A 17065-nucleotide genomic window follows, 5' to 3' on the forward strand; every position below is an offset into this window, starting at 1 on the left:
CTCCTTCGGCTCGCGTGACTGCTGTTCTTCCACGATATTTGTGATGTTGACCGGGTGTTCCTGCTCAGTTTCCCTATGTGGAAAACAGTGCGTTCGCGGGCGGGGAACGGCCTCGGCGGCAATTGGATGCGGCATCTCAGGTAGGCTTGACCTGCAGCAAGTGCACATCATTAGGCTGCCCGCATTCGAACCAGGAGTATTTGTGACCGCTGACCTCGTCATCGTCGGGTCGGGCTTTTTTGGCCTGACAATCGCAGAACAGGCCGCCACTGAGCTGGGCTTGAAGGTTGTTGTCATTGACCGCCGGCATCACATCGGTGGCAACGCCTACAGCGAAACGGAAGAGCAGACCGGAATCGAGGTGCACCGCTATGGTGCGCACCTCTTCCACACCTCAAACGAGCGGGTATGGGAGTACGTCAACCGGTTTACGACCTTCACCAACTACGTGCACAAGGTGTACGGCGTACACAAGGGTGAGGTTTATTCCCTCCCCATCAACCTGGCGACAATCAACCAGTTCTTCCGTGCGAACCTGACGCCCAGCCAAGCGCAGGACCTTATCAAGGAGCAGGCTGGCGAGCTCGCGGGCACCGACCCGCAGAACCTCAACGACAAGGGCATCCAGCTGATTGGCCGCCCCCTGTACGAGGCATTCATCAAGCACTACACCGGCAAGCAGTGGCAGACGGACCCCAAGGATCTCCCGGCCGGCATCATTTCGCGCCTTCCCGTCAGGTACAACTACGACAACCGATACTTCAACGATAAGTACGAAGGCCTGCCGACCAACGGCTACACGGCGTGGATCGAAAAGATGGCCGAGCACCCGAACATCGAAGTGCGACTGAACACGGACTTCTTTGACGAGTCCCACGAGTATTCAAAGAACAAGGTCGTCGGCAAGATTCCCGTCGTCTACACCGGACCTGTGGACCGCTACTTCGACTTTGTCGCCGGAGATTTGTCCTGGCGCACCATCGATTTCGAAGAGGAAGTCCTGGACATGGGCGACTTCCAAGGAACGTCGGTTGTCAACTACAACGACGCCGACGTCCCGTTCACCAGGATCATCGAGCCGCGCCACTTCCACCCGGAGCGCGGCTACCAGACGGAGAAGACCGTCATCATGCGCGAATTTTCCCGGTTCGCAGAAACCGGCGATGAGCCGTACTACCCGATCAACACCCCGGATGACCGCGAAAAGCTGCTGAAGTACCGCGATCTCGCAGCCGCCGAAAAGGACGTCCTGTTTGGTGGTCGTCTCGGCACCTACAAGTACCTCGATATGCACATGGCCATAGGTTCTGCCCTGTCCATGTTTGACAACAAGATCCGTCCGCACTTCGAAAGCGGCGCAGAAATTGAAAGCGGAGGAGTGGACGCGTGAGCGTTTCAACGGAACCCACGAACCAGGACGCTGCGTCCGGACTGGGCGAAGAATGGCAAACCGTCCATCGCGTTGTCTTCCCGACGGATGGCGACTCTGACACACTTCCCTTGTACTTGGACTTCAACGCGGCTCAGCGGGTCGTGTCCGAGGAATCGCAGACTTCCAAGTCGGGCTCGGGCGTCACGGCTGTCACTTCCACTGGTGCAAAGATTCGTTCGGACTTCATTGAGAATCGTCGCCAGCTGCACTTGCCGGCGTACCGACGCATTTCCTTTGGCACGTACTTCAACGCCTTCCCCGCGAGCTACTGGCGAGCTCACACCGATGTCACGAGTGTGCGGCTTACGGTTGCCGTTGATGCCCCGGCTACTGTTGTGATTCTTCGGTCCACCGCGAGGGGCACCTCGAACAGGGTGGAAAGCATCAGCGTAGACGCTGGACGGCCGGTTGATGTTGTTCTGCCGCTGGCCAACTTCGGCGATGGCGGCTGGTACTGGTTTGACCTCGTGGCTTCCTCTGAACAGGTCAAGCTCCTCGGTGCCGAATGGTCCGTAAGGAAGCCTGAAGGATTCGAGGCAGGCACCGCCACAGTCGCGGTAACTACCTTTAACCGCCCGGATTTCTGCGTCAAGCACCTTTCGACATTTGCCGATTCTCCTGAACTCCTGGATGTCATGGACCGGCTCCTGATCACCGACCAGGGTACGCAGAAGGTACGCGACCAGGATGGTTTTGATGAGGCTGCCGCGCGACTCGGGGATAAGTTCGCACTGATTGAGCAGGGCAACCTCGGTGGTTCGGGCGGCTTTGCCCGCGGCATGCACGAGACGGTTGAAGATGGCCGGAGCAAATACGTGCTGCTGTTGGACGATGACGTGATCATCGAAACAGAGGGCGTGCTGCGCGCTATCAACTTCGCTGACTTCACGCGTAAGCCGTCGATCGTCGGCGGTCACATGTTCAACCTGTATGAACGCTCGGTGATGCACAGCTTCGGCGAAGAAGTCAACGAGTACAAGTTCCAATGGGGCGCGGTCGAAAGCACCAAAGAAGCCCATGATTTTTCGGCGAGCAACCTTCGCACGACGCCGTGGATGCATCGCCGGATCGATGTGGACTTCAACGGCTGGTGGATGTGCTTGATTCCGACCAGTGTTCTGCGCGACATCGGACTCTCTCTTCCCGTGTTCATCAAGTGGGACGACGCCGAATACGGCATTCGTGCCCGCCGCCACGGCTACCCGACAGTCACCCTCCCGGGCGCCGCTGTCTGGCATATGCCGTGGACCGAAAAGGATGACACGATCGACTGGCAGGCCTACTTCCACCAGCGAAACCGCTGGCTTGCCGCCCTGGTCTACTCGCCCTACAAAAAGGGCGGATTCCTGCCGCGCCAAAGCTTCATGGTTGATGTCAAGCACCTGTTGTCGATGCAGTACTCGGCGGTCGAGCTTCGCTTGGATGCCCTGGAGGACCTGCTCAAGGGACCTTCCCACTTGCACCAGACAATTCGGACCAAGCTCCCTGAAATTCGTGCGCGACGTGCAGACTTCGATGACGCACGTATCACGAAGGAAGTAGCAGCCTTCCCGCAAGTAAAGCGCGTGAAGCCGCCGAAGCGCGGAAAGAAGCCATCTTCGCCGAAGTCTATTTTCGCTGCCCTTGCGACCGCTGCCTCCGCAGGGGTTCGTCAGGTACAAAGCGTAAGGCCGGGAGCCCTGGAGCACCCGGAGGCCCTCGTTCCGGCAATGGATGCCCGTTGGTGGCGACTGTCGCAGCTGGACTCGGCAATCGTCTCTTCCGCTGATGGAACCGGTGCATCCTGGTACAAACGCCATCCTGAGCATTTCCGCAATATGATGGCCCGCAGCATCAAGCTCCACCAGCAGCTTCTCCAGGACTGGGAAAAACTTTCCGAGGAATATTCCCGGAGCCTGCCCGAGTTCACGTCGCAGCAGGCGTGGCGCGAGACTTTCGACGCGGTGACCACTACGACTCCGCAGGAAAAGGCCAACGGGTGACAACTGCGAGTGACTTCAGTGAGACCGCCCCGCTCGTCCGCCCGGGCGTGGGGGGCGGACTCGCCGACGTGTTTAGACAGCGCTTCCTGCTCAAACTCCTTGTTCGGAAAGAATTGCAGATCCGCTACAAGGGGTCGGTTCTTGGGCTGCTTTGGTCCTACGTAAAGCCGGGCGTTCAGTTCCTCGTCTTCTACATTGCCTTGGGCGTTTTCCTGGGACTTGAGAAGAGCGCTCGAAATCCGGATGGACTGGCAAACTACGCCGTCTACTTGTTCTCCGGAATCGTTCTGATCAACTTTTTCACCGAGGCGCTCAGCAACGCGGCCCGTTCCATAGTGGGCAACGGCGGTCTGATCAAGAAGATCTACTTGCCGCGCGAGCTATTCCCCGTCGCCTCAGTGTGGGTTTCGGCCGTCCATTTCATTCCGCAGTTGATTGTCCTGGTTGTCGCCTGTGTCTTCGCCGGATGGCACCCGAGCCTGCTGCAGCTTGTGGCGGCCATCGCGGGTTTCGTGATCGTGGCCATGTTGGCTACCGGTTTGGGACTCCTCTTTGGCTCTGCGAATGTCTATTTCCGGGACTCCGAGAACATCGTGGACATGCTGCTGATGGTCGCGACCTGGACCTCTCCCATCATGTACTCCTGGACCATGGTGCAGAGCAAACTCGGCGCGAGCTGGTACGCCGTCTACCAAGTCAATCCCATTACCATCGGCGTCGAAGCGTTTCATTACGCCTTCTGGCTTCCAACCACCGATGAAACCGCCCCCATGCCGCCAAATCTTTTGCCCCTTTGGGTTCCTGTGGGAATCGTGGTTTCCCTTGCAGTTCTCGTTCTCGGCCAGTGGGTCTTCCGCCGGCTTGAGGGCCGATTCGCGCAGGAGCTGTGACGATGTCTGTTGCTATTGAAGTCCAGAAGCTAAATAAACAGTTCGTGCTGAGGCATACGCGCTCCCTCAAGGAGGCCATTGTCTGGCTTGTCACCGGTCGCAAGGGTGATATCTCGAAGAAGTTCCATGCCCTTCACAACGTCGATCTTGAAATCCAACAAGGCGAGACGGTCGCGCTGCTGGGCTTGAACGGGTCCGGCAAGTCCACGCTGCTCAAGCATATTTCAGGGGTCATGTTGCCTGATAGCGGTTCAGTGCGGACGCGTGGCAGAGTCGCAGGCCTTATTGAGGTAGGCGCGGGGTTCCATCATGACTTGTCGGGCAGGGAAAACGTTTACCTGAACGGCGCGATCCTGGGAATGACGGAAGCCCAGATCGACGAACAATTCGACTCCATCGTGGAATTTTCCGAGATCGGCGAGTTCATCGATACGGAAGTCAGATTCTATTCGTCTGGCATGTACCTCCGTCTGGCATTCTCAGTCGCCGTTCACACGGATCCCGAGGTATTCCTCGTGGACGAGATCCTGGCCGTCGGAGACGAGCCGTTTCAGCGTAAGTGCCTCGCCCGGATCAAGGAGCTTTCCGCGGCAGGCAAGACCCTCGTCGTCGTCAGTCACGACCTTGAACTTGTTTCCCGTATTTGTGATCGCGGTGTGGTTCTCAAGCACGGAAACATTGTTTTTGACGGAGCCATCGACGCCGCAGTGGCCCAGCTTCGCAGCCAAGTCTAAACAGCGCGTTGTAGACCAACGAGTGAGACGCCCCGCTTTTGGCGGGGCGTCTTTACGCCTTTAAGAGGCGCTGGATCTTAGGTTGATGCCGGCCAGTCGGAGCCGACGCCGCGCCAAGCGCGGTCGATGCGTTCCAAGGTAGCGGCCGGGAGTGGGCCTCGGCTGGCGGCTGAGACGTTCCTTCGCAGGTGGTCCAGCTTGGCCGTGCCGGCAATTGCCGTGTGGACACCAGGGGCGTACACCGTGAAGCGCAAGGCGAGTTCGGCCCAATCAAGTTCGCCTGGATCAAGGTCGAGCAACTGAAGCCGTTGCCAATAGAGATCCGCATAGTGCCCGGTCGGTCGCTCGCGGAACCGCCACGGCGCGTTCGCGATCGGGCGCTTGGCGATCACTCCCGGTCCGGGATAGTCGCTGAGCAAGTTTCTGAGATTCCACTGGTCGGCGATGTTGACGCTGGTTTCGACAGCACCGAACCGCCCGGACTCCAGTGCGAATGCGAGCGGCTCATTGTCTCCGCTGTAGCCGGCGACGCCGATCTTGCCAGCCGCGACGGCTTCGTCCAGCGTCTCTTGCAGCTCACCGCGTCGCAGAATCTCAACCGGGCAGGAGTGCAGGAAAAAGATGTCGATTCGTTCAGACCGGGTCAAACGCAAAGACCGTTCGATACTCGCAAGCACGCTGCCCGAGGACCAATCCGGTTCGCCGTTGATCCCATGGCCCCCTTTGGTTGACAACACAAACTCGTTCCGACGTCGGCCGAGGTGCCTCCCGATACGCTCTTCGCTCAAGCCATAACTGTTGGCGGTATCGATCAACGTAACGCCAAGATCCAGAGCTCCGTTAAGCACTTCGGAGGCTTCGGCCTCGGTGACATCACTCTCGCCGATCTGGCCGGCTCCGAGCCCCACGATGGAGACGTTCAAATCGGTACTACCGAATGGCCTTCGCTCCAGCATTCTTGCACTCCTGCTCTCGTAACAGCCCGAACCTTTGAATGGTCAAATTAGCCGCAAGCAGTCACCTTGAACAGCTTCGCTTCACCGACCTGCGCGAGAAGCTGGAAGCCCGGAGTTGTGTTTTCGATCAGGAGTCCCTTGAATCCGTGATCGCCTCCATGGACCTCTTTGGTCCCGAAATTCAACGCATAGCCAACGCCGGCAGTATGGACTGCATTGCACACCTCGGGGTCGCTCGCGGCGTCCTTGAGTCGGTCGTTGAGCATGAGGACTGAGGGAGTGTACGCAGCGAGTGTGTGCTTGGATGTCGTGTTGCGATCGGCCAGCGCAAAGGCCATTGCGGCCCCTGTCCACGGATTCGCGGCGATTGTTGCGTTTTGTGGAACGTAATTATCCAGCTCGTCAATGAGAGTCATCTCGTCCCTGCTCACCAAGGGGGCATCCGGGGCCGTCGAGTAGATGTTGTGAGCCGAAGCAATTTCGCCACCGAGCGGAAGCGTTTGAAGCGGGAGAAACAACGCAAGGAGACCCGCAGGGATCACCAGAGCACTGACTGTTTTAGGACGGCTCTGTGATCCGAACCACCTCCGTCCGCGCTCCCACCCTGAGAGCCAGCTGAGTTGGATTCTTCTGATCAACCAGGCCAAACCGATGGCTGCAAAGGGAACGGCAACTGTTGGCAGCAACGCCGCCAGCCGGTAACTGTCGTTGTACCAGACACCGGTAAGTGCGTTCCGGAACCATTGGTCTGTTCCTGCGGAGACCACGACGAACAATACGGCAGAGACGAGAAACGACCCCACGAACCACAAGTTGTGCCGACTCCGCGCCACAACTGCTAGTCCCAGAAGCATCAACGCGCTTACTGCCCAGGCCGGGGCATGGTGCATAGGTGAATTCGTCACGATTTCACCAACGGCTTGGCCGGCACTTTGGACGGGCGCCCAGGTGGCGGTTTCGGCCGGCGGTCGAATATATTTCCACATCACCACGATGGTGACGAGGGCAAGCACCAAAGCTGCACCAAGGATGACTACTCGGCCATAGCCGGCGCCTTGGTTTTTCCGGCGAACCCAGTAGCAAACGTAGCTCGCGAGAAGGATCGGGACCGAGAGGGCGATCAACGACATCATGCCGTTGGGGTGCGCGATCGCGAGGCCCAACGCAAGGATTGGTGCCAAAGAGAAGCGGGCGATCACTGGGATTCCATCGATGTTACCGACCGCGAAGAAGACCGCCACGCTAGCCAAGGCGGCGGGGAGCATGCTTAAGGCAAGGAAATTTGGGTAAAGCACACCAAAGTCCAAAAGCAACAGCGGGAACGCGCTGAAGCCGGCGGCGAGGATGCCTGCAGCGGCAACGACGTAGGCGCTGGGACGGGCAATTGCCCGTGTGAGGAACATGCAGCCGAGAGGCCAGACAACCGCAGCAATGCAAATGTTCAGGATGTTTGCCGCAACGCTGATTGGTGCGCCGGTAATTTGGACCACGAGGGATGCGAGATCGTGCCAAGCCGCCGGGTAAAACGATGGCGGGTTGTCGCCGCTGGTCATGGTAGCTATGGACAGTGACGATCCATTGCCAGTGTTCAGAATGTAGCGAATGGCGTTCAGATGGAAGACGTTGTCAAAAGTCTGGGAAATGTTATCGGGTCGGTCGAATGCATCGACCAGTTGTATCCCGATAGACACACCACCGATCAAGAATCCGATTACCGCCGCGTATGTACCCGCTTTGGGACGCTCGAATCGCCAGCGAGATCGCATGGCGAGTTTGTCTCGCGTGAGATAGCTTGCTCCGTACAGGACAACGGCCAAGACCAAGGCCGCGACGACGACAGGCCCTAGGGACCAAGAGAGTCGCAGGAAGGGGAGGACAATGGCCGTGCAGGCGGCAGCACAGACACTGAGCGCTGGTGCCACGGCAAGGAAGGTCAAGCCCCGGAGGCCCAATGCCGCTGCGATCAAGCTTCCGGGTACAAAGAGGACTGCCAAACTGGCAAGAAATACTGGAAGCGTTGAATACCAACTCAATTGGACTCCACCTATTACTAAGGATGTGCGACGGTCGGCAAAATGGAAGCCTAACCGTCGAGAAGACCGAGCAAGTACTGACCGTAGCCGCTCTTGACCAGGGGCTCGGCCCGCTGCCTGAGTTCGTCATCCGTGAGGAAGCCTTGGCGCCAAGCGATTTCCTCAGGCGCGCCGATCTTGAGTCCCTGACGGTTCTCTACCGTGCGGATGAAGTTGGAAGCGTCGTTGAGGTCGTTGAATGTCCCGGTATCCAGCCACGCAGTGCCGCGGGGAAGGATTTCGACGTGAAGCTTCTCCTGCTCGAGGTAAGCGCGGTTCACATCCGTGATTTCCAGCTCGCCTCGTGCTGACGGCTGCAGATTCTTGGCGATGTCGACGACGTCGTTGTCGTAGAAGTACAGGCCTGGAACAGCGTAGTGGGATTTCGGCTTTTCAGGCTTCTCCTCAAGGGATATGGCCTTACCGGAGTCGTCGAATTCCACGACACCGTACGCTTTCGGGTCGCTGACCCAGTAACCGAAGACTGCGCCGCCGTCGATGTTGGCGTGCCGGCGCAACTGTGTCCCCATGCCTTGGCCGTAGAAGATGTTGTCACCGAGGACGAGAGCCACGGTGTCGTTTCCAATATGTTCCGCGCCAAGGATGAATGCTTGGGCAAGCCCATCGGGGGACGGCTGCTCAACGTAGCTGAGGTTTATGCCGAACTGGGAGCCATCTCCGAGGAGTCGTCGGAATTGCTCCGCGTCGTGTGGCGTGGTGATGATGAGGATGTCGCGGATGCCAGCCAGAATGAGCGTCGACAGGGGATAGTAGATCATCGGCTTGTCATACACAGGGACGAGCTGTTTGCTGATGCCGTGTGTGATCGGGTGAAGCCGGGATCCAGTTCCGCCGGCAAGGATAATTCCACGCATGGGCTCAATACTTCCGTACGCCGGGCCGCTCAGCAAACCAGCTTCGCTCAGTCCGAGACGAATTCGAGGTAGGCGGCAGCTTGGATTGACTGTTTTGACCCGACCGGAAGCCATTCGCCAGGGGCTGGTGCGGGTGCATTCGGTCGGATTCTGAAGGATAGCTGCAGTCCGGCGCAGATCTCACGCAGCTTTCGCGGAGACTGGGTCAGCTCATGTAGTCCGAACGAAGGGCCTTGATCGACGGTTTGATCAGGAGTAACAGCACTATGGCTTCGCTTGCTGCCATGCCGAAGGCTATGCCATCAACCGATTTCAGAGTTCCGAACACCACCATTGTGCTGACCCCCGCCAGAGCGGCCGCCACGGTCACTCCAAAAACGAGCGAGGCGCGCCCCGCTGGAATGAGCACGTTTCTCTGGAGCGGAGCGGCAATACACAAGAAGCACAAGGCCAAGCCGTAGAAAACACTGGTGACTTGGCCCGCGGCCAATGCCGGGCCGAACATAATCGACGAAACCAACGGGCCAAAGACCGCGAGGAGCGCTCCGCCAACTACGCCGAGCAAGACGTGTGCCCCAATTGCGGCGAGCTGCCGCCGTCGTCCTTGTTCACCGTCGAACTCCAGCGCCCAACCCTGAAATGCATTGGCAAGGACGACCACGGGAAACAGGGCATAGCGGTACAACTGGTCGGCGGAAGCAAAATTGCTTGCCCCTGGTCCAGAGACTGTGGCTGTTGCAATGGGGACCGGGGTGGAGCCGTAAGCGTTGCCCGCAAGATTGACGCCCGCAGCGGCGGCCTGGGACCTCAGGATGCAGAGCATGTCGCCGAGCTTCCAAACGATTTTCGGAGCCTTTCCCCGTGACCCCGGCGCGAGGTGGAGGAAAATACGCATCGTGACGACGGTTGCGATGATCTGCATTGCCGCGTAGAGCCAGATCTGTCCGGTTATGAGAAGCAGCGGAATTGAAATCAGCGATGCGACCACCCGAGGGATAGTGTCGACAATCCCTAGTAGCCGGGGATTGCCGATGCCGATGAAATACCACGCCGGGGACAAGCCACCCGATGCGGCCGATAGTGCGATCAGGATTGCGTCAAACCTATGCGCGGGGGCCGAAATCAGGTAGACCAGCGCGGCCGCGACCGGCATAACCACGATGCAGAGGAGCAACCGTGTGCCGATGCTCTCTCCGTATATTCGGAGTCGAACCTGAACGTCCCCGGACCTGGCGATCCGGACGGGGCCTTCGATGTTCCACCCGAAGAGGATGACGGTTGAAGCGAAAATACCGATTGCCAGTCCGCTGCCAATGCTGGACCACCCTAGCGGTCCAGCAATGCGGGCAATGATGGGCATGACGAATATCGGCACAACGGCAGACAGAAGAGGAAAGCCAGCGAAGCCCGCCAGACGTGTTAGGACTGTTCTCATTACTATCGGGGCTGCTCGCCGTGGCCAGCCAGCCTCGAAACCTCCTCGACATCGGTAATTCGAATCCCCGTACACTCTCCGGACGATCCAACCTCCTAAGTCTAGGGGGGTCGCCCGGCTGCTATCATCACTGGGTGAACGACAAACCCCAAGCGCTGCCGTCCTTCGGAACAATCGTCCTCGCGGCGTACAAACCGGATCCCGCGCTGTTCGAGCGTCAGCTGTTGTCGATTAGCAAGCAGACACATGCGAACTTTGAATGCGTCATCACGGCAGACGGCGATCCCGAGGGAGTGTCGAGGCTGGTTCGTTCGATTTTGCCCGGTGATGATCGGTTTCGCGTTGCTGGCTTTGGTGATCGGCTGGGGTTCTACGGAAATTTTGAACGTGGCCTGACCTTGGTCCCGCCTTCCGCGGACTGGGTCGCGCTGTCCGACCAGGATGACTATTGGTATCCAGAGAAACTTGAACGTCTTCTGCCGCACCTGGAGAGCGCCGTTTTGGTGACAGGTCAGGCAAGAGTGGTGACCGATTCGGGTCGAGTGGTCGCTGAGTCGACGATGCGGCGGCGGACCGATATTTGTGACCTTTTGGTTCAAAACCAAGTGACCGGCGGATTGTGCGTCTTTCGGCGCGATCTGCTTGAGGTGATTCTTCCTTTCCCACGCCTCTCGACCCTGACCCAGAATCATGATCATTGGATCGGTGTTGCCGCCGCCGCCTTGGATGACTATGTGATCGTTGACGACATTGTGCAGGACTACGTCCAGCACGCAGCCAACGTGATTGGTGAGGCCACAGAGTCGTTCAACCCGCTGAGATCCCTGCGTCGTGCGAGAGAACTTGCCCTTAGATTCGAGAATTCCGCTTCGGTACCCTCAGTGGCGGTCATGGTGGCCAATATGACCTTCGGGTGGAAGGCGCTCATGCTGGGGACGCTCGAAAAGCGGATGCCCGAGCGCACCCATAGTCTCGAGGCTGCCTCGAAGACGTTCAACGGCCCTTGGGCAGGCTTTCGGATTGTCGCGCTGTTGTGGCGTGGCGTCATTGGTTCACGAACCGATCTGGGACCGGCCCTCACACACTTGATAGGGCTCTTTGGCAGGCGGCAGGCAACCCGGCGGTTGACTGCAGCCGAGTCTTGAGCGCCAGTCGAGCTTTAGTCGCAGACGATCAGCCTGAAATGCGCGATATTTCGTCGTGCCTGCTACCGCCGGGGGCTTAGGCTGCTCGCGATGGCAGCATCAGCCTTGCCCAGATGGCCTTTGAATGCGTCTCGAATTCCACGGCGCCACGAAATGGCGTAGGCGCGACGGTCCGGGCCGAATGCAAGCCGTACCAAGTTGCTCTCGACTTCCATCCAAAGCCGTTGGAACATCCAGCCCGGGTTGTCTCGCCAGTAGCGTCGGGCAATGACGAGTGAATTTCTGGTGATGTAGTAGACCCGCAGAGGTGTGTGGTAAGTCAGGGCCAAGGGGCGACCGCGGAAATGGATCCTTCGTTTGAGAATCGTCACTTCACGAGGGTGTCCCAGCTCGTGGACGAGATTGCATCCAGGATCGGCCGGAAGACGGTATCCCAATCTGCGCAGTCGGGCATTGAAATCTGTATCCACCCCGTCGATGAACAAGTCTTCGTCCAAGTCGCCTGCCATGCGGAAGACGGCCGCAGGGATGAGGCAGCCGGACTGCATCGGATCAAATGCTTCGACGAAGTCGCCTTCACTCCTGAGGAGTTTGACGGGGAAACCGTTGTGCTTGCCAGGCGCAACCAATCCAACGTTGACACCCTGTTCCGCCAGCAAGGCGTAGGTTGAGAGCGCGTTCTCAACATAGCCGTCGGTGAGGTCGGAATCTTGGTCCAAGGTCAATATCCATGCATTCGGATCGATTGCGAGTCCGGCGGACACACCGGTATTCAGGGCGGCGGCGATCCCTCGGTTTTCATCATGGTGCAGAACTAGCGCCCCGGCATCCCGGAGTTCCTGCCAGATTTCACGGTTGCCGAAAGTGGAACCGTCGTCTACGACGACGACCCGGGTTACGTGCTTGGAGTGGTTCCTGACCCTGTCGATCAGGGCAATGGATGGGTTGAACGCAGATACAACGGCAACGACGGCCGGGATCCTGTCGGTAATGTTCATTTGGAGCTGTGCGCCAATCGGAGTAGACGGTGGTTACGGCCGGGCGACTGTTGCCGACACTGGCGCACGACGGGTGCTGGACGCCCGCTTGGTTGCCGTGAGCACATTGCGCAGAAAAGCCACGCGCGCACCCAAGATTTTGCGCAAGCTTCGGATCCCGGTAGGAGTGAGGTTACCTCCGTGCAGCCGATGAAGGATGGTATCCGTTTCCAGGTACAGAATGGAGCGGTTGACGATACCGACGAGGGCGATCCACTGATCGTGCGATTCAGTCATGTGGCTCGGGAACGGAAGGACCTGTTCGAGCATGGAACGACGAAAGGCCATCGCACATCCCCAGTGAAGGCGATAGCCCACCACAACCCCGAGGATGTTCCGGAAAGTGTGACCTGAATCCCGGGCCCGGAGACGGATCTCGTGGAAACGGCCCAGATCTCCTTCGATGTGCTGGCAGTTGCTCACAACCATGCCCTTGCTTTGCAGAGCGCCAATCATGATCCCGACTCGTCCTGGAATCCAAATGTCATCCTGGTCCGAGAGGAAAACGTACTCTCCGCGGGCCTCTGACAACGCCCGCTCAAATGTCTTGACGTAGCCAGCGTTCGATTCGGCGCGAATCAGCCGGATGCGGGAGTCCTCGATATCAGCCACCAATTGGGCTGTTCCGTCGGTGGAACAGTCATCAACCACAATGAGTTCGTCGTCCGGGGCTAGTTCGGACAATATGGAGTCGATTTGCTCCGCGATGTGTCGCGACCCGTTGTAGGCGGCCATGCACACGCTGACGCGAGGAACGGCTCCGGATGAGGCATACATGAACGGGAGTCACTTTCTCTTTCCCGCAAGAAGATATGAGCAGAGCGGGGGCTTGGCCAAACTTCCATCATCCTACCAAGCGATGCAACTGCCGCAGGTCCCGACCATTGGGCACCTATATAATCGAGGGAATACAGCCAGAGGTTTCTCGAACCGCATGTAATTTGCCCTCAACGCCTCGCCCGAAACTGGCTGAACCCACCGGAAGGAACAACAGGTCCATGACCGTTGACGTTATGTTGCCCTACTACGGGGACGTCGACCAGATGAAACTGGCGGCCCAGAGTGTCTTGAACCAGCAGTACCAGGACTGGAGGCTGATCGTTATCGACGATGGCTACCCGGACCCGGAACCCCGGCGCTGGTTCTCGGAGATCACCGACTCCAGGGTCACCTATATGCGCAACGAGGAAAACCTCGGCGCCAACGGAAACTACCGTAAGGCCCTGGGGCTCGTTGAGGCCCCTTATGTGGTGATCATGGGTGCCGACGACATCATGTTGCCGAACTATCTCGGCGTCGTTGTGAGCGCTTTCGAGGAGTATCCGAAGGCCGACGTCGTTCAGCCCGGAGTGCAGGTCATAGACGAGAAGGGCATTGCCTGCACGCCTCTCGTTGACGCAGTGAAGAAAGTGTACGCACCGAAAACGAGCGAGCGGATCGAGCTCAAGGGCGAGGCCATGGCCACGAGCCTGGTCCGTGCCGATTGGGCCTATTTCCCTTCCTTGGCCTGGAAGTCGGAAACAGTCACACGCATCGGCTTCACCGAGGGCTTGGACGTTGTCCAGGATCTTGCGCTGCTGCTGGACATCGCAGCAGAGCATGGCTCCATGGTCATCGATCCAGTACTCGCGTTTCTTTACAGGCGCCATTCGGCTTCGGATTCTTCGGTGCGCGCGCTCGACGGCCGGCGCTTCGATGAAGAGCGGCACTTTTTTGAGAGCCAGGCTGAGCGCTTCGCGGCTCTCGGTTGGAAGAAGGCTGCCCGTGCGGCGAGCTTCCACACAACATCGCGACTGAATGCAGCCACACTGATCCTGAAGTCAGTCGGTAAGGGAAAGTTCGACTCCCTTCCCCGGCTGGCCAAGCACATCGTCGGCTAGCGGACGATGGAAACAGAAGAGGGCGCCTCCCAGGAGGCGCCCTCTTCTGTTTCCATCAATTGTTCTGAGAGTCCGGGGGAGTTTCAACCTTATTGTCGAGTGTCTCCGGGTCTCCAGAAGCCGTCTGCTTAGCCTGGATCGCCTTGAATTCCGCCCGCAAGATTGCGAGTTCCTCGGCCAGGATCCGCACTTCGTCTTCAGCTGTGGATTGTTCACGTGACAAGTGAAGGCAAACACCGACGAGCAGAATCAGCGTCATGATGAAGAGCAGATTCGCCGGGATCTGGATGCCCAACAGCTTGCTTGCCCCTGACAGCAATTGCGGGAAGGCCGAAAGTACCAGCGTTCCGATGCCGACGATGATCCAGAGGACGGCGTACTTCTCCCGCAGTTTTTGGCGCCGCAGCATCTCGAACACGTAAATAAGGATCGCCACCACGACGATCGCGCCCATGAGGAGTGCCATGTGGATGTCCTAGTTGGTTGAAGGAATGGATTTTTTGCGGGTCAGCGCAAAGATCAGGGCGAGCCCCGAACGTCCAAGGTAAAGTGCCGCCTTCACGGCGTCGTGGCTCGGTTCTCCGCCTTGGCGTTCACGCATGGAAACACCAACTTGGCGTACTGTGCATCCCGAGCGGATGGCCACGACCAGCGAATCGATGGTGTCGCCGAGGTATTCAGCGGGGTAGTGATCGACGTACTGCCGGATGGCCTTGGCATTGGCAGCGCGGAAGCCGGAGGTCACGTCGGTAAGCTTCGTTCCGGCAACCTTGGACAGGGTCCAGGCCAAGACGATCATGGCCCATTTGCGTGGACCCCTGACCGAGTAGGTCCCTTTATCGGCGAACCGGGCACCGATTGCAATGTCCGCCTCCCGGAGCCCCTCCAAGACGACTTTGATATCCCGTGGGTCGTGCTGGCCATCAGCATCGACCTGAATCACCTGGGTGTAACCGTGCGACTTGGCGTATTTGAAACCAGTGCGCATCGCTCCACCGACGCCCATATTGAAGGGGAGTTGCAGGACCGTGGCGCCGGCGCCCTGTGCCACCGCTGCAGTGTTGTCGCGCGAACCGTCGTCGACAACCAGGACGTCGCACGGCGGCCCGAAAGCGAAGACCTCGCGGATCGTGCTGCCGATGGCCTCGGACTCATTCCACGCTGGCATGATGACCAGAACATCGTGGCGGCGAACAGCGCCCACGGCTAGACCAACCTGTTCCGGACGTACGACGTGAGCCGATCGTCAGACGAGCCCGGCTCGAATCCCGCTGCCCGGATCTTGCTCAGGTCAAGGACACTTTTGAGTGGGCGGGGTGCGGCCGCTTTGCCGCGGAAGTACTCTTCGGTGGTGACGCCCGTGACGGAATCCCGTGCCGCACCGCTGAGCTCGTAGACGTCGGCGGCGATGTCCGCCCAGGACTGCGGCTCACCGGCGTTGCTGAGGTTGTACGTGCCGTAGCTGGCCTTGGAGTCCAGCAAGTGCTTGATTCCCGCGGCGATATCCTCGGTGAAGGTCAAACGTCCGATCTGGTCGTTGACGACGGAAGGTTCAATTCCACGCGCAGCGAGGGAAGCCATGGTGCGGACGAAATTGTTACCCTCGCCAATGACCCAGCTCGTGCGCACGATGTAGTGCCTGGGAACAACGCTGACAACGGCGTCCCCGGCGGCCTTCGTCTGCCCGTATACGCCCAGCGGCGAGACCGGTTCGTCTTCGCCGTGGGTGTCAGCAGCGCCGTCGAACACATAGTCGGAGGAGACATGCACCAGGGTCAGGTCGTGCTCGACGGCGGTCCGGGCCAGACGAGCGACGGCAGTGACATTCGACTCCCAGGCGGCCTGGCGGCCTTCAGCGGTTTCCGCGGCGTCGACGGCGGTATAAGCGGCCGCGTTGATGACAGCGGAATAGTTCTTCCAGTTCTTTTGCGCAATCGCATCCTCTGACGTGAGGTCGAACTCAGCGCGGCCGGCAAATTCAACGGAGGCGTCGCCGTCGTACAGTTCCCGAAGGGCTTTGCCCAGCTGGCCGTTGGCACCCAGAACCAGCGTCTTCTTCGGGCCCATCGGCCGCACATCCGCGAGACGCGGATGTGCTTTGTCTTTGTCCGAGAGCTCGGCCCGCTCGAGTGGAATGGGCCAGTCGATCGCCGCTGTCTCGTCAGCCAGGTTCAGGAAGGTGTACTGGCCCTGCGCATCGGCGCTCCAGTGGTCGTTGACCAGATAGGTGTAAGCGGTATTGTCTTCCAGGGTCTGGAAAGCGTTGCCCACACCCCTCGGGATGAAAATTGCCTGACTAGGGTCCAGCTCGGCGGTGAATACCGCACCGAAGGACGGACCTTCACGCAAGTCCACCCACGCGCCGAAGATCCTGCCGGTGGCCACAGAGATGAATTTGTCCCAAGGTTCGGCGTGGATGCCGCGCGTGGTGCCGGCTTTCTCGTTGAAAGAGATGTTGTTCTGTACCGGCTTGAAGTCCGGAAGCCCGAGGGCCACCATCTTCTCGCGCTGCCAGTTCTCCTTGAACCAGCCGCGGTTGTCGCCGTGGACGGGAAGTTCGTAAAGGACGACGCCGGGAATAGGCGTTTCGCGGGCACTCAGCTGCTTGGAAAACTCAATCGACATCG

At 59.0% G+C, this 17065-nt stretch carries 15 protein-coding genes; 6 read left to right on the forward strand and 9 right to left on the reverse strand.

The window, feature by feature from the left end; genetic code table 11:
- Positions 1–202: 202 nt before the first annotated feature.
- From glf to QRN45_RS01795, 4 genes are all read left to right on the forward strand, one after another.
- Positions 203–1390, forward strand: a complete 1188-nt coding sequence (glf, locus tag QRN45_RS01780) for a UDP-galactopyranose mutase (RefSeq protein ID WP_078108395.1) — start codon at positions 203–205, stop codon at positions 1388–1390.
- A 143-nt stretch (positions 1391–1533) separates the two neighbouring features.
- On the forward strand, positions 1534–3414 hold the full coding sequence (locus tag QRN45_RS01785; RefSeq protein WP_372489666.1) for a glycosyltransferase: 1881 nt from the start codon (positions 1534–1536) through the stop codon (positions 3412–3414).
- The gene (locus tag QRN45_RS01790; protein WP_078108397.1) at positions 3411–4304 is read left to right on the forward strand and encodes an ABC transporter permease; all 894 of its coding nucleotides are present in this window, start codon (positions 3411–3413) and stop codon (positions 4302–4304) included. The genes QRN45_RS01785 and QRN45_RS01790 overlap by 4 nt, the downstream gene beginning before the upstream one ends.
- Positions 4305–4306: 2 nt before the next feature.
- Entirely contained in the window at positions 4307–5038 is a 732-nt protein-coding gene (locus QRN45_RS01795; RefSeq protein ID WP_241709229.1) for an ABC transporter ATP-binding protein, read from the forward strand.
- Between the two features lie 77 nt (positions 5039–5115).
- Here QRN45_RS01795 and QRN45_RS01800 read toward each other — a convergent pair whose 3' ends face one another.
- The 4 genes from QRN45_RS01800 to QRN45_RS01815 all read right to left on the reverse strand — a co-directional run bounded on the left by QRN45_RS01800 (position 5116) and on the right by QRN45_RS01815 (position 10094).
- Positions 5116–5994 (reverse strand): aldo/keto reductase, encoded by an 879-nt coding sequence (locus QRN45_RS01800; RefSeq protein ID WP_241709231.1) that lies wholly within the window; start codon positions 5992–5994, stop codon positions 5116–5118.
- Between the two features lie 47 nt (positions 5995–6041).
- Complete coding sequence (locus QRN45_RS01805; protein ID WP_308196801.1) at positions 6042–8027, reverse strand: DUF6541 family protein; 1986 nt, start codon at positions 8025–8027, stop codon at positions 6042–6044.
- Between the two features lie 50 nt (positions 8028–8077).
- Entirely contained in the window at positions 8078–8941 is an 864-nt protein-coding gene (rfbA, locus tag QRN45_RS01810) for a glucose-1-phosphate thymidylyltransferase RfbA (RefSeq protein ID WP_078108401.1), read from the reverse strand.
- A gap of 205 nt (positions 8942–9146) precedes the next feature.
- A complete protein-coding gene (locus tag QRN45_RS01815; RefSeq protein WP_264636613.1) occupies positions 9147–10094 on the reverse strand; it encodes a polysaccharide biosynthesis protein in 948 nt (315 codons plus the stop codon).
- Positions 10095–10510: 416 nt separating this feature from the next.
- Between QRN45_RS01815 and QRN45_RS01820 the strand changes: the two genes are divergently transcribed.
- Entirely contained in the window at positions 10511–11521 is a 1011-nt protein-coding gene (locus QRN45_RS01820; protein WP_241709236.1) for a glycosyltransferase, read from the forward strand.
- Between the two features lie 62 nt (positions 11522–11583).
- Here the strand turns inward: QRN45_RS01820 and QRN45_RS01825 are convergent, their stop codons facing one another.
- Positions 11584–12519 carry a glycosyltransferase gene (locus tag QRN45_RS01825; RefSeq protein ID WP_241709237.1) on the reverse strand — a complete coding sequence of 312 codons (936 nt, stop codon included), beginning with the start codon at positions 12517–12519 and terminating at the stop codon, positions 11584–11586.
- A gap of 33 nt (positions 12520–12552) precedes the next feature.
- The gene (locus tag QRN45_RS01830; protein WP_284762284.1) at positions 12553–13335 is read right to left on the reverse strand and encodes a glycosyltransferase; all 783 of its coding nucleotides are present in this window, start codon (positions 13333–13335) and stop codon (positions 12553–12555) included.
- Positions 13336–13556: 221 nt separating this feature from the next.
- Between QRN45_RS01830 and QRN45_RS01835 the strand changes: the two genes are divergently transcribed.
- On the forward strand, positions 13557–14438 hold the full coding sequence (locus QRN45_RS01835; protein WP_078108406.1) for a glycosyltransferase family 2 protein: 882 nt from the start codon (positions 13557–13559) through the stop codon (positions 14436–14438).
- Between the two features lie 55 nt (positions 14439–14493).
- Here the strand turns inward: QRN45_RS01835 and QRN45_RS01840 are convergent, their stop codons facing one another.
- Genes QRN45_RS01840 through QRN45_RS01850 form a run of 3 tightly spaced genes read right to left on the reverse strand, consistent with a single transcriptional unit; the run spans position 14494 to position 17063 of the window.
- The gene (locus tag QRN45_RS01840) at positions 14494–14904 is read right to left on the reverse strand and encodes a DUF2304 domain-containing protein (RefSeq protein ID WP_241709239.1); all 411 of its coding nucleotides are present in this window, start codon (positions 14902–14904) and stop codon (positions 14494–14496) included.
- A 9-nt stretch (positions 14905–14913) separates the two neighbouring features.
- Positions 14914–15606 carry a glycosyltransferase family 2 protein gene (locus tag QRN45_RS01845; RefSeq protein ID WP_078108542.1) on the reverse strand — a complete coding sequence of 231 codons (693 nt, stop codon included), beginning with the start codon at positions 15604–15606 and terminating at the stop codon, positions 14914–14916.
- Positions 15607–15644: 38 nt separating this feature from the next.
- Positions 15645–17063, reverse strand: a complete 1419-nt coding sequence (locus QRN45_RS01850; protein WP_241709240.1) for a sugar nucleotide-binding protein — start codon at positions 17061–17063, stop codon at positions 15645–15647.
- Between the last annotated feature and the right edge of the window lie 2 nt (positions 17064–17065).

Source organism: Arthrobacter sp. efr-133-R2A-63 (assembly GCF_030209795.1).
Taxonomy (GTDB): Bacteria; Actinomycetota; Actinomycetes; order Actinomycetales; family Micrococcaceae; genus Arthrobacter; species Arthrobacter bambusae_A.